Below are 12704 nucleotides of genomic sequence, written 5' to 3'. Positions count from 1 at the left end.
GAGTTTGCGCCACAGGCGGCCGATATCGTTCGGATCCTCGTCGAGGAGCTCGGCGGCAATCTGCTTAGCGTGTGCGTACAAACCGGGGCCGCCGGCACGCTTCGCGTAGCTGAAGCCGAGTCCTTCAGATCCGTCGGCCGTCACGATTTCGGCGAACAACATGGCCACGTGGGTGAGCGGCCGCTGCACACCCGTCAGGACCTTGGCATCGCTGACCGGCGTCTCGAGCGGGAGGTTGATGTGCGCGATCCTGACCCAGCTGATGCGATCACGTGGGCCTGCGGACAGGTCTCCCGAACCTGTGGCATCAAGGGGGTGCGCGGCGGTTTCCATGGGGGATCAAGGCTAACGCTTACGCGATAACTCAGCGCCGCAAGCCCGGCCTGCCCACCCGCCCGGACCGCTGAGATGGGTGGAACCTTCGAGGTCGATCCGCCATCCTGACCACATGCGGTCACCGCACGCTCCGGTCTCGCGACCGCCCCATCCGGGCCTGCGCGGGTCGGTTCCGCGCGGTTATCGCGGCTGGACGGTGCGTCCCCCCGATCGTGCCGGACGGTTCGTGCTGCCCGCGTCGCTCTCGGTGCAGCTGGTGCTGAAGATCGAGGACTCGGCCGTGCGGCCGCCGGAGTTCGTGAACGGCGTACAGAGCACCTACGCGGTCATCGACGGGGGGTGCGCGCCGCAATACGTCGAGGTGGCGCTCTCGCCGCTGGGCGCCTATCGGTTGCTCGGTCTGCCGATGCACCGGTTGCGCGATCAGCTCGTCGATATGAACGACGTGCTCGGTCGCGAAGTCGCTCGCCTCGGGGAGATGGTGCGCAAGCAGCCGACGTGGTCACGACGCTTCGCGGTGCTCGACCGGTTCCTGCTCGACCGCCTCGACACCGGCCCGGCCGTCGCTCGCGAGGTGGAGTTCGCGTGGGACCGGCTGGTCGCTACCGGTGGCACCCTGACGATCGGCGGGCTGCAGCGGGAGATCGGCTGGAGCCACAAGCACCTCATCAGGAGATTCACCGAGCAGGTCGGTGTCACCCCGAAGCTCGCCGCACGGATGATGCGGTTCGAACGGGTGCTGGGCCGGATGAGCCGCGAGCCACGGCCGGACTGGGCGCGGCTCGCGTTCGAGACCGGCTACGCCGACCAGGCTCACCTGATCCGCGATTTCGGCGAGTTCGCCGGGACGTCCCCCGGTCGGCTTCCCGGCCCGCCGCGCGCAGCGGGGTGAATTTCGTTCAATCTGCCGGCATGACGGCGCCGTACGGTCGGCGAATGAACAGAACTGGTCCGTTCTGGGACGCGGTCGAAGGACGTCGCCCGATCCCGCGCGCGGCGGCGACACTGGGCGCCGAGGTCGTCGTGTACGACGAGGTCGCGGTTCGGATCGAGATGGCCTTCGTCGCCACCGAGGACTTCACCAATCCGATGGGCGAGGTACTCGGCGGGTTCCTCGCCGCGATGTTGTTCGACACGGTGGGGCCGGCCCTGCTGGCCAGCCTCGGCCCGGACGAATTCCAGGAGACGCTCGACCTCACCTGCTCGTTCCTGCGACCCACGCGGCCCGGACGCATCGTGGGAACCGGCCGGGTCGTCGCCCGCGTCGACGACTTCGCCTTCCTGGACGCGACGCTCACCGACGCCGACGGAGTGACGGTCGCGACGGGTACGGCGACGGCGCGGGTCATCCCGTTGGACGCGCGCGGCTGACGGTCCGCGATTACCTTTCATGATCGTGATCGGATCTGGACGGCGTTTCGCGGCTTTATCCGATCACGATCATGAAAGTTAGTTGTTGGGGCCGGGCAGTTTTTGAGCGATTCCAGCCTGCCGGGTGCGTCGCGCGGCAACAATGGCGAGTCTGCAGTGGCGGCAGTCGCCACGGTTGTGCGCGGTGTCCAAGGAGTCGCCATGGAAGACGTCACGGGGGCGGCGTACGACGGCGGGGTCGCCGAGGTGGCCGACGACCAGCTCACCGTCGGTCGCCTGCTGCAGGAGCGGCTGCTACGCCAGGCCCGTACGACGGTCGAGACCGACCTGCTGTGCACGCCGGTCACCTGGTGCCTGCCGTGGGAGCAGGCGCTGTCGACCGACGACCAACTCGACGGCGTCGTGATCTACGCCCGGTCCGGCCAGCTCGACGACGCCGAGCTGAAGCTGTTGGAGCGCCGGGCGGCTGCGGCGGTGATCGTCGCGGGGGCCGAGGAGGACGCCGTCGCGCCGGCCACCGGCGTACCGCTGGTGCTGGTCGGCGGGCGGGTCGGGTTCCGGGAGCTCAGCCACCTGGTCGCCGACCTCACGCTGGCCCGCGAGACCCACGTGCTGCGCTACGGGCTCACCGTGCACCGGTCTCTGGTCGAGCTGCTCTACCGCGGCTCCGGGATCGCGGCGCTGTGTGATCAGATGGCCCGGCTGTCCGGCTGCGCGGTGGCGATCCTCGATCCGCAGTACCACGTGCTCGCCTTCGAGCAGAGCCGCGACCGGGTCCTCGAGCCCGCCGCGGTCGCTGCCGCGGTGCGGACCGAGGCCGAGATCTCGCCGATCGGCATGGAGCCGGAGCACGGCGACCCGGCGGTGTGGCCGCTGCGGCTCGACGGCGTCGACGCGACCTGCGTGGTCAACCCGATCCTGCTCGCCGGCCGGCACGACGGCTGGGTGGTGCTGGTCGAGTGCGACGCCACGCCGCATCCGCGCGACATCGCCGAGCACCGGGTCGTGGTCGATCAAGGTGCCACAATCGTCGGGACGGAGATGCTGCGGATGCGCAGCGTCGAGCAGGCCGAGGAGCGCACCCGGGGCGACTTCGTGCATGCCCTGCTGCACGGGAGGTTCGCGACCGCGCGTGACCTGGAGGCGCGCGCGGCGCACTACGACTTCCCGACCGACGGCAGCTACGGCGTGATCGTGGTGCGTGACCTCGTCGAGGCCGGCGACGAGGCGGTGACCGCGCTCTCCCAGCTCGCCAAGCAGACCGCCCGGCTGGTGCCGCGGCCGAACTGCCAGACCTTGGCCACCGTCGTCGGCGAGGTGGTCGCCGTGGTCCGGCGGCTCGCCGTCGACGGCCGCGACGACCCGGCGGAGGCCGCGGGCAGCGCACTGGCCGACTACGCAGCCGCGCTCGAACAGGAGTTGGTCCGTCGCGTCGACCATCCGGTCGCGCTCGCCTACGGCCGCCCCGCCATCGGCGCGACCCGCATCGTCGACAGCTACCGTGATGCGCGCCTGGCGCTCGGCCTCCGCGGCCGGCTGGGCCTCGACCGGGCCTGCGGCTTCGACGACCTTCGGGTCTACACCACGCTCGCCGAACTCGCCGCCAGCGAGCAGGGCCGGTCGTTCGCCCGCGACGTGCTCGCCCCGCTGCGCAGCCCCCGGGCCGGCGCGAGCGACATCGAGGCGTCGGTGATGACCTACATCGAGTCCGGCGGCAACCTCAACGCCGCCGCCCGCGAGCTGCACATCCACCGCAACACGATGCTCTACAAGCTCGACCGCGCGTCCCGCGCATTGCGCCTCGATCTCCGTAAGGCCGAGCACCAGTTCACCGTGTGGCTGGCCTACAAGCTCGACCTGCTCGCGGAGACGACCGAGGCCGTCGACCGCGACCTCAACCCGAGATGACCGCCCGGTCCGGTTGCTCCGTGATCGCGCGGTCGACCGGATCGGGGCCGGCGAAACTGACCAGCAGGCCGATCGCGGCGACGGCGGCGCAGCCGGCGAACAGCAGGAAGAGGTCGCCCTGCGGGTAGGTCACCGCCACCCAGGCCGCGGCGAGTGCCGTCCCGGCGAACCGCATCATGTTGAACAACCCGAGCGCGACGCCGGCCCGCCCGGCCGGCGATCGGGTGGCACCGGTCGCCGACGGCGTCTGCACGAGCGCCACACCGACGCCGACCGCGATCAGCAGCACCACGAGCCCCGGCAGGCTGCGATGGCCGGTGCCGACCCACCAGCCGAGGGCCAGCTCGACCGTGGCCAGCAGCACCAGCCCGGCCCGCAGCACCCGCCGGGGATGTATCCGTTCGCTGACCAGCCCGACCACGGGCGCGCCCGCAGCCATCGTGGCGGGCAATGCGAAGACCAGCAATCCGGTCACGGTGGTCGTGCGCCCGAGCGCACCCGTGACGTAAAGCGGAACTCCGACGAGCACGGTCGCGAGGCAGAACATCTGGGCGAACGCCGCGACCGCGCTGCGCATGAACCGCGACTCGATGATGAGCCTCGGCCGAATGATCGGGTCCGCCGCCCGCGTCGACAGGAGGACGAACAGCGCGACGAAGCCGACCCCGGCGAGCGCCAGCGCGACCACGAGCCAGCGCGGTACGACCTCCTGCGGTATGGCCGTCGCGGCGGTCATCAGCAGCGCACCGCCGACCGTCAGCGATACCGCTCCCGGCAGGTGCAGCGGCGTGGGCCGGCCTCGGTCGTCCGGGACTGTGCGGACCGTCGCGATCAGTACGCCGACGGCGAGCGGCGCGAGCAGCCAGAAGATCGACCGCCACCCAGCGAGGCCGGCGAGCAGTCCGCCGACCGGGGGGCCGATCGCTTGGCCGAGACCGTTCGCACCGGCCCAGGCGCTCATCATCCGGCCCCGTTGCCCGGGGCCGTAGATGCTGGACAGCATTCCCATCACTGCCGGCGGGAACGCGGCGCACGCGAGGCCCTGCACGGCGCGCAGCGCGATCAACACCGGGAGGGACGGTGCGAGGGCCGCGCCGACCATGGCCGCCGCCATGAGTGCGAGCGCGACGATGATCGTCCGGCGTCGCCCGAAGCGGTCCCCGACCCATCCCGAGAGCGGCATGGCCGCCGCGAGGACCAGTACGAACCCGCTCACCACCAGTACACCCGAGGACGGGGCGACATGGAAGTCGCTGCTGATCGCCCGGAGCGGCACGTTGAGGATGTTGTTGATCAACGTGCCCATCAACGTGACCGCAAGCAGCGTCGGCAGGGTCAGTCGTCGGGTCGTCGGCGCGCGCCGTAACACGGTCGTCACGGCTCCACGCCTCCGGTGTCATTTCGGGGTCGGGCACTGAGGTAACTCGACGTACGGCCGCGCCGTCGGAACAGCCCCGTCGTCGACCTGCTGGCCCGCCGTCCGTAGGCGTTACCGGCCCTAGTCGAGCGGATTCGGGTTCAACGGGCTGGCGGCGAGATCGCCGGGCATGAGTCCCGGGAACCAGTTTTCGAGATCGGCGCGCTGACCGTCGTTGGTCGGCGCGATCAGCCGGGCACCGTCCTCGAACCAGATCAGCGTCATGACCTCCCGCTGGGTTCCGGTTCGGTTCGCGCTGGCCGAGTGCAGCGTCCAGGAGGCATGGAACGACGCGTCACCGGCGGCCATCGTGCCGGTGGCCTTCAGCGGATAGCCGCGGGTCGCGAGTTCCTTCTCGAGGATGGCGTCGGACGATCCGGAGATCGGTACGTCGGCCATCGCCCCGTCGTGGTGCGAACCGGCCGCGAAGATCAGCTCACCCATGTCAGGGGTCAGGTCGACCAACGGCATCCACATCGTCAGTGCATGGTCGGTGGACAGCGGCCAGTAGTGCATGTCCTGGTGCCACGGCGTACGGCCACCGCCCGCCTGCTTGAACAGCGCCTGATCGTGGTAGAGCCGCACACCGGACGCCTCGAGCAACGCGGCGGCCACCCGGGCGAACCGGCGGGACAGGGTGAAGGCAGCGACCCGCGCATCCCGCTGCCACAGGTTGATGTACTGGTCGAAGGCCTGGGCGTAGACCTCACCCTCATCCGCCGACGCGGCGTGCTTCGGCGTGCCGAGCGCCGCCTCCTCGATCAGCGTGCGGTACGCCGCCACCTCGGTGGGGGAGGCCAGGCCGCGGATGATGACCTGTCCGTCCCGCTGGAACGTGCCGACCTCCGCCTCGGTCACGGGGTGCACGCCGTCCAGTTCCGGGCCGAGGTCCGCCCGTTCCTCCACGGACTGGCGCCGCTCGCTGCTCATACCGATACCTCCGTGTCACCCAGATCGACGGGTTGCCGGGTCGCCGCCGAACGGTAGGCCGCTTCGACGATGCGCTGCAGGTCCAGCGATTCGTTCAGGCCGGATTCCGGGGTCTCCCGCCCGTCGACACAGGCGAGGAAATGGTCGAGCTGCTCGGCGAGGAGATTACTGCGCGTCCACTCCTCGGCTGCGCCGGCAGCGGCGGTGCGGTCGTAGCGGACAAGGCGCGAGAGGTTGACCTCGAGGTTTCCCGACGTCCCGTGCAGCAACAGCTCGAACCGGTCCGGGAGCGCGACGTGGCTGCTGACAACGGTGGCGATCGAGCCGTCGGCGTACTCGAGCGTCATCGCACCCTTGTCGTCCGACGTCCAGTCCCCGGGGCAGGCCCGCATCGAACCGATCGTGGCGAACACCCGCTCCGGCAGACCCTTGCACGCGGTCAGCGCACCAAGCATGTGCCAACCCGCGTCGAGGATCGCCGTCCCGCCGGACAGGTCGCGATCGCCTCGCCAACCCCAGTTCTGCCCGTCCGGATTCCACGCGTAGAGGATCCGGCCCTCGGCGAGGTAGATGTCGCCGAGCTCGCCCTTGCGCACGAGGTCGAGCGCTCGGCGGTACGCCGGGTCGAGCAGCCGCTGCCCCGACGTCATGTACACCCGACCGCGGTCGCGGAGCCGCTCCGCCATCCGTCGGGCGTCGTCGAGATTCCGGGCGAACGGCTTCTCCTTCAGGATGTGCAGGTCGGTGCCGGCAAGCGCATCGATCACGTCCGGGTAGATGTGATGGGGGACGACGACGATGGCGATCTGCGCCTCAGCCGCGTGCCGGTCGAGCAGCTCCCGGTAGTCGGCGTACGCCGGGACCGCGAACTCCGCCGTGGCGGCCGCACGTGCCGGCGGCGACACGTCGGCGGCCGCGATCAGCCGGCACCGGGGATGGTTTCCGGCCACGCGCAGGTGCGCCATACCGGCGGCGCCGGCGCCGATCTGCAGTACGCCGAGGGGTTGGTCATCGACAGTGGGCATCGGTACGTGCTTCCTCCGGGTGAATGGCGCGCTCAGGCGGTGTGCTCGGCCGGGTTCTGCCAGTAGAAGACCTCCGGGTCGTAGACGGCCGGCGTCGGGAGGCCCCACGTGTTGGTGAAGCCGCCCTGCGCGAGGTTTTCCCGGCCCGGGACATTCTTCAGATCCGTCTTGGTCACCACGACCTGGGGATACCCGGCGACGGTGCCCATGAAGAACGGGCCCTGGTCGATGTGGATCTTGATCATCTCCCAGACCAGCTCGGTCCGCTTCTGCTCGTCCGGTTCGACCTTGCTGCGATCGTAGAGATCCCACAGCGCGGCGATCGGCCCGCCCGCTTCGGGCTCGAGCCGCGGCGGGTTGCGCTTCCACGGATCGACGTTCTGCTGTTCGTGCTCGGCGGCCGTGCCGCGCAGCGCGTAGAGCTGACCCTCGAGCGGTGCCCAGCGCGCGTTCTCGATCGGCACCAGCCACTGCGGATAGATGAGACAGCTCGGGTCGTTGCTCACCTCCCAGTTGGTGTGGACCATGAGCTGTCCCGCGGCCCACAGGTCGCCGTAGGTCTGCGGAGAGATGGGGTTGCGCACCATGTGCAGACCGATCGCCTTGCAGTCGCGGACGAGCTGATCGTCCTTCGCCCCTTCCGTCGGACTGATGTCGGCCGAGTAGTCGATCCGGATCGTGAGCTTCGACCCGTCGGGCAACTCCACGTAGCCGTCGTTGTCGGTGTCCTTCAGGCCGAGTTCGGCGAGCAGTGCCTTCGCCTTCGCCGGGTCGTGTGACTTGTAGGAGTCGCGCCACCGGGCGTAGATCTGCTGCCCTTTGGCGCCGCGGAACTCGGAGGCCTTGGGGCTCATCGTCCCGGTCGTCAGTTCGCCGGTCTGGAAGTAGAGTGCGCGCTGCGCCTCCGCGCGGTTGAAGGCGTGCGAGATCGCCTGGCGGAACTTCGGCTCGCGAAAGAGCTTGCGCAGCTTCGGGTCGGGATAGTCGTAGTTGAGGAAGAACATCGACCCGGTGCCCGATCCGCTGTCCCACAGCACGATCCGGGTGCCCGCCTTCTTCGTCGACTGGCTCAGCGTCGACACGTCGGACAGGTCGATCTGGTTGTACGGACCGTGGCAGAAGTCGACCGAGCCCTGCCGCACCTGCAGCTGACCGACCTGCGCGTCCTGCGTCGTCTTGATGACGACCTCGTCGATGTAGGGCAGCTGGTCACCGTCCCTGGTGACCGCCCAGTAGTAGGGGTTGCGTTCGAGGACGACACCGGTGTTGTTGTTGAACGACTTGCACCGGTAGCCGATCAGGGTCGGACAGGCCGGATTGCGCATCCAGTCGGTCTTCTGTTCCCACAGCCCGCCGACGATGTCCCAGTTCTTGGGGACGCTCTTGTTGTACTTCGGGTGGAACTGCTTGGCGTAGTGCTTGGGGATCACCCAGATCGGGCCGTTGTGCCCGATCGCCCCCTTGGCCCACTCGGCGAGCCGGTCGGCCGTGAGCGGCGCCGGTGCGTCGAAGGTCATCTTCAGGGTGACGTCGTCGACGGCCGTGATCTTGACGAGAGTGCCCTTGCCGGACCGGCACTCGTCGGGCGGGACCTGCGCGTAGTGGGCCGGCAGCACCAGGTCGTCCCACCAGAAGAGGATGTCGTCGGTGCCGAACGGGTGGCCGTCGGACCACTTCACGCCCGCCCGCAGGTGCAGCACCCACTCCGACGTGTCGGAGTTGGTCGACCACTTCTCGACCAGGCCAGGACCGACGTCGAGGCCGTCGTTCAGCCAGCGGAGCAGCGAGTTGCCGTAGTAGAACTCGCGGTTGGAGTCGGTCGCCGCCGCGCCCTCGCTCGAGAACGCGATCATGTTGAGTACGCCGCCGTACCGGCCGCGCTCGACCCAGTGGTGCGGGACGACGTAGGGATGGCCGGGCAGCCGCTTCGCCACCGCCGGCAGCGTGCCGGCCTTGACTTGGCCGGCCAGGGTCGGGGACTCGCGGAGGGACTTCGGCGCGGTCAGGGGAGTGCGCGCGGAGCCGCGTGCGGTGCTGCCGACGTCCTTCCCGGCGTTGCTCGTCCCCGACGTGCAGGCACTCAGCATCGCCGACCCGGCGACGAGCGCCGAGCCGTAGAGGAACGTCCGCCGGGACATGCTGCCGCGATCGGTCACGGCCGACACTCTCGACCGACGGGGCAGCGCTTGCCCATACCCGCCGGACGCATGATGATGACTGATCGTGTCATCGACCGGCTACCGCTCGCAGGTCTGCGTGCGCGCGATCGGACGCGGCGAGGCGCCGGTGGGCAGCGTCTACGGGCCGCGCATCCTGCCGTGTCACGAGCTGGTGTGGATGCAGTCGGGCGCCGCCCGGTGGATCTGTGCCGGTCGCTCGGCGGTGCTCACGCCCGGCCACTTGTTGCTCGCGCCTGCGGGCGTCGCCGCGACGGTGTACTGGGAGGACGAGTCGGATGCCGGCCCGCGTCCGGCGGCCGGTCGGCGCTGCGCGCACGCCTACGTCGACTTCGAGCTGCGCGACGGCGGCGTGCCTGAGGGCCGGCCAACCGTCATCGCGATACCCGGTTCGGACGTGCGGCACGCGCTGTTGCGCTACCTCCTCCAGCTCGGTCAGCTCCGCCCGGCCGGATGGCGGGAACCGGCCGAGGCCGCCCTCGAGGCAGTGGTCCGCCTGGTCGCCTCGGGCACGCTCGTCGAGCTCGGCCCGGCCGACGTACTACCCGACTCCATCGAGCGGCTCGCGGCCTACGTGCATCGACTGTGGCCGCGTGGCATGCGCCCGATCCCACTCGATGAGATGGCCTCCGCCGCAGGTACGTCGAAGGGTCATCTGTCCCGGCAGTTCCGCGCCGCCTTCGCGCTCGGGCCGGCCAAGGCCTTCGAACTGCTCCGTCTCGCGCACGCGGCGAGCCTGCTCGTGCACAGCAACGTCACCGTCGTGCAGGCGGCGGAGGCGTGCGGGTACGCGAGTCCCTATCACTTCTCCCGCAGCTTCAGCGCCGCCTTCGGGGCGCCACCGTCGGTCTTCCGGGCGACGTCGGACACCAGCCGCATCGACGCGGTATTCGGCCGGCACAACCTGACCGCCCTGGCCGCGCGAATCTGGCCGGACTCCGGCTAGCCGATGAGCGCCGCGGTAAGTAAGGTCACCGACCGAACCTGGGATGCCTGGTCGTGGCATCGCCCGGTCTTCGATCCCCGCACCCGTCGAGTCCCGGGCAGGCCACGATGACGCGCACCGGCGAGGGTGTGACCGGCGGCAGGGGCGCCCGCCAGGACGTCACCCGGCGGATCAACTCCGAGGCCGTGCTGTCCCTGTTGCGGACGGACGGACCGCTGTCCCGTGCCGCCCTGTCGCGTCAGGTGGGTCTGGCGAAGGCGACCGTCTCCAGCGTCGTCGAGGAGCTCATCGCCGCCGGCGTGGTCCACGAGAGCGGCCAGGGCGCGAGCGCTCCCGCCGGCGGGCGCCCCCCGCGGCTGCTCAGCGTCGACCCGTCCTCGCGGCACCTCGTCGGTGTCGCGATCGGAGCCCGGACCACCACGGTGGTGGTCACCGACGCGCTCGGGGACACGCTCGCCCGATGCAGCGCGACGACACCCGGTGGCCCGCCGCGGTCGACGATCGGGGCGGCCGCCGGGCTGATCCATGACCTGCTCCACGAAGCCGGCGCGCAGGACTCCTCGGTGGCGGCCGTCGGCGTCGTCGTCCCCGGGATCGTCGACCCGACGACGTCGGTCTGCCTGCTCGCGCCCAACCTCGGCTGGCACGACGTCGCCGTCGCCGACCTGCTCGGCCAGGAGTTTTCGGCGCCGATCTTCGTGCACAACACCGCGCAGGCAGTGGTGGTCGCCGAGGCCGAGGACGGCGCCGCCCGGGGCTACGACGACGTGGTCTGCGTCTACGCCTCGACCGGCGTGGGCGCGGGCATGCTCCGGGGCGGCCGGGTCGTCCTCGGCGGAGCGGGAGTCGCCGGCGAACTCGGCCACTGCACCGTCCCGGGCGCGACGGAGACCTGCAACTGCGGGAAGGTCGGGTGCCTGGAAACCGTCGCGTCCGGCCCGGCCATCGAACGTGCCGCCGCCCGCGCTCTCGCGGCCGGTCGTCGCTCGACCCTCGGCGAGCTATCCCGGCCGGTGACCACCCGGGACGTCGCCGCGGCGGCCGCGACCGGCGATCGCCTCGCGCTGACGTTGATCGAGCAGGCGGCCGAGATCCTCGGTACGGCGACCTCGTGGCTGGTCAACATCGTCAACCCCGGAATCGTGATCGTCACCGGCGGCCTCGCCGACGTCGGCCCGCTGCTGCTCGAGCCGATGGAGGCGGCGATGCGCCGTGACGCCCTTCCCCAGGCGGTTCGGGGGCTGAGCCTCCGGCCGGCCGCACTCGGCGCCGACGCACCGATCCGCGGCGCCGTACTCCTCGCCCGGCAGTACGCCGACGACCACTTCCGGACGGTGTTCCGCAGCAACGCCTGACCGAAAGTCACCGGTCAACCACGCAGCGACAGAGACATCGCTCGTCGGCCCCGCGAAACGGCGAATGTCCGCGCCCGATCGGCAGGGCCACTAGCGTCGGCTGCGGGGGACCAATGAAGAAGGCAGTTATCGGGCTCGCGTGCGCCCTCGTGGTGTCGGGATGCTCAACCGCGGCGACGACCGCGTCCGAACCGAGTCCTACACCGAGCGGCGTGGCGACGCAGTCGCCGGCTGCCTCTCAGTCGACGTCGCCGTCCGCCGTACCGTCCAGGACGACGCAGCCGCCGACCTCGGCGCCGCACACCTCCCGGCCGCCGGCTCCGGCCCGGCCACATCGGACCGCGAGACCGCCGCGGCCGGCATCGGCCGGGCTCCCGCTGCCGGACCGGCACCTCACCCCGGGCGCGGTCTTCCTCGCCGCGACGGCGGCCCAGGTGTGCACCCCGGGCTGGTCGTCGGCGCACCGCGACGTCACCACGAGCGAGCGCCACGCGGTCTTCGCGGCCTACGGCATCCCCTATGCCCAGCACTCGGCGTACGAGTTGGACCACCTCGTCCCGCTGGAGGTGGGCGGCGACAACAGCACGACCAACCTGTGGCCGGAGCCGCAGACGGAGAACGACACCTCCGGCCCCGACAAGGACGCGCTGGAGAATCACCTGCACGCGCTCGTCTGCTCCGGCCGGCTCCCGCTGCGGACCGCGCAACAGGCGATCGCGAACAACTGGGTGACCGCGTGGGATCGCTACGAATCCGTGGCGGCGTCGACACCCGCGCCGGTGCGCACGCCTACCGCGGACGCGTCAACCGTCGTCGAGTCCTACTACGCCGCGATCAATTCGCGCGACTACGCGACCGCATGGCGCCTCGGCGGTGATCATTTCGCCGCGTCGTATGCCGCTTTCGTGCAGGGCTTCGCAGGCACTGATCATGACATTCTGCAGGTTGTCGGCGTAACCGGCGAGACTGTGCGCGTCGATCTGACGGCGTACCACTCCGACGGGTCGTCGCAGCACTTTTCCGGCACATATACGGTCAGCGGCTCGACAATTGTCGACGCGAGCATCCAGCAGACCGATTCCGCACCTCCGTCCAGCACCTCCGCGGTCCGTCCAGGGGAATTCTGCGCGACCGAAGATCAAACTGTCGTCACCCGCTACGGCAAGCTGATCTGCGCAGTTGCCTCCGACGGCCGCGATCGGTGGCTCCATGACTGACCCGGTCGCGGCGCGTGGAGCC

General features: G+C 70.3%; 11 protein-coding genes. 6 read left to right on the top strand and 5 right to left on the bottom strand.

The window, feature by feature from the left end:
• Positions 1-333, bottom strand: a 333-nt coding sequence (locus tag VGH85_05975) for an enolase (GenBank protein ID HEY2173345.1), incomplete at its 3' end; no start/stop codon positions are given.
• Positions 334-448: 115 nt separating this feature from the next.
• Between VGH85_05975 and VGH85_05970 the strand changes: the two genes are divergently transcribed.
• The 3 genes from VGH85_05970 (at position 449) to VGH85_05960 (ending at position 3615) form a co-directional block, all read left to right on the top strand.
• Entirely contained in the window at positions 449-1228 is a 780-nt protein-coding gene (locus tag VGH85_05970) for a helix-turn-helix domain-containing protein (GenBank protein ID HEY2173344.1), read from the top strand.
• A gap of 44 nt (positions 1229-1272) precedes the next feature.
• A complete protein-coding gene (locus VGH85_05965; GenBank protein ID HEY2173343.1) occupies positions 1273-1707 on the top strand; it encodes a PaaI family thioesterase in 435 nt (144 codons plus the stop codon).
• 201 nt (positions 1708-1908) lie between these two features.
• Positions 1909-3615, top strand: coding sequence for a helix-turn-helix domain-containing protein (locus tag VGH85_05960; protein ID HEY2173342.1), 1707 nt, complete (start codon positions 1909-1911; stop codon positions 3613-3615).
• On the opposite strand, the gene VGH85_05955 is transcribed toward VGH85_05960, so the two are convergent.
• The 4 genes from VGH85_05955 to VGH85_05940 all read right to left on the bottom strand — a co-directional run bounded on the left by VGH85_05955 (position 3602) and on the right by VGH85_05940 (position 9143).
• Positions 3602-4993 (bottom strand): MFS transporter, encoded by a 1392-nt coding sequence (locus VGH85_05955; GenBank protein HEY2173341.1) that lies wholly within the window; start codon positions 4991-4993, stop codon positions 3602-3604. The genes VGH85_05960 and VGH85_05955 overlap by 14 nt on opposite strands.
• Before the next feature lie 120 nt (positions 4994-5113).
• On the bottom strand, positions 5114-5962 hold the full coding sequence (locus VGH85_05950) for a phytanoyl-CoA dioxygenase family protein (GenBank protein ID HEY2173340.1): 849 nt from the start codon (positions 5960-5962) through the stop codon (positions 5114-5116).
• Positions 5959-6987 (bottom strand): Gfo/Idh/MocA family oxidoreductase, encoded by a 1029-nt coding sequence (locus VGH85_05945; protein HEY2173339.1) that lies wholly within the window; start codon positions 6985-6987, stop codon positions 5959-5961. Before VGH85_05945 ends, VGH85_05950 begins: the two co-directional genes overlap by 4 nt.
• 32 nt (positions 6988-7019) lie before the next feature.
• A complete protein-coding gene (locus VGH85_05940; GenBank protein HEY2173338.1) occupies positions 7020-9143 on the bottom strand; it encodes an ABC transporter substrate-binding protein in 2124 nt (707 codons plus the stop codon).
• A 67-nt stretch (positions 9144-9210) separates the two neighbouring features.
• Between VGH85_05940 and VGH85_05935 the strand changes: the two genes are divergently transcribed.
• The 3 genes from VGH85_05935 (at position 9211) to VGH85_05925 (ending at position 12682) form a co-directional block, all read left to right on the top strand.
• The gene (locus VGH85_05935; GenBank protein ID HEY2173337.1) at positions 9211-10110 is read left to right on the top strand and encodes a helix-turn-helix transcriptional regulator; all 900 of its coding nucleotides are present in this window, start codon (positions 9211-9213) and stop codon (positions 10108-10110) included.
• 107 nt (positions 10111-10217) lie between these two features.
• Entirely contained in the window at positions 10218-11465 is a 1248-nt protein-coding gene (locus VGH85_05930) for an ROK family transcriptional regulator (protein ID HEY2173336.1), read from the top strand.
• A gap of 212 nt (positions 11466-11677) precedes the next feature.
• Positions 11678-12682: a hypothetical protein gene (locus VGH85_05925; protein HEY2173335.1), complete on the top strand. Its 1005-nt coding sequence runs from the start codon at positions 11678-11680 to the stop codon at positions 12680-12682.
• Positions 12683-12704 lie beyond the last annotated feature (22 nt).

The organism is Mycobacteriales bacterium, assembly GCA_036497565.1.
In the GTDB taxonomy this organism is placed as follows: domain Bacteria; phylum Actinomycetota; class Actinomycetes; order Mycobacteriales; family QHCD01; genus DASXJE01.
Note: the sequence above shows the minus strand (reverse complement) of the source record. Positions and strands in the feature narration are given on the sequence as shown.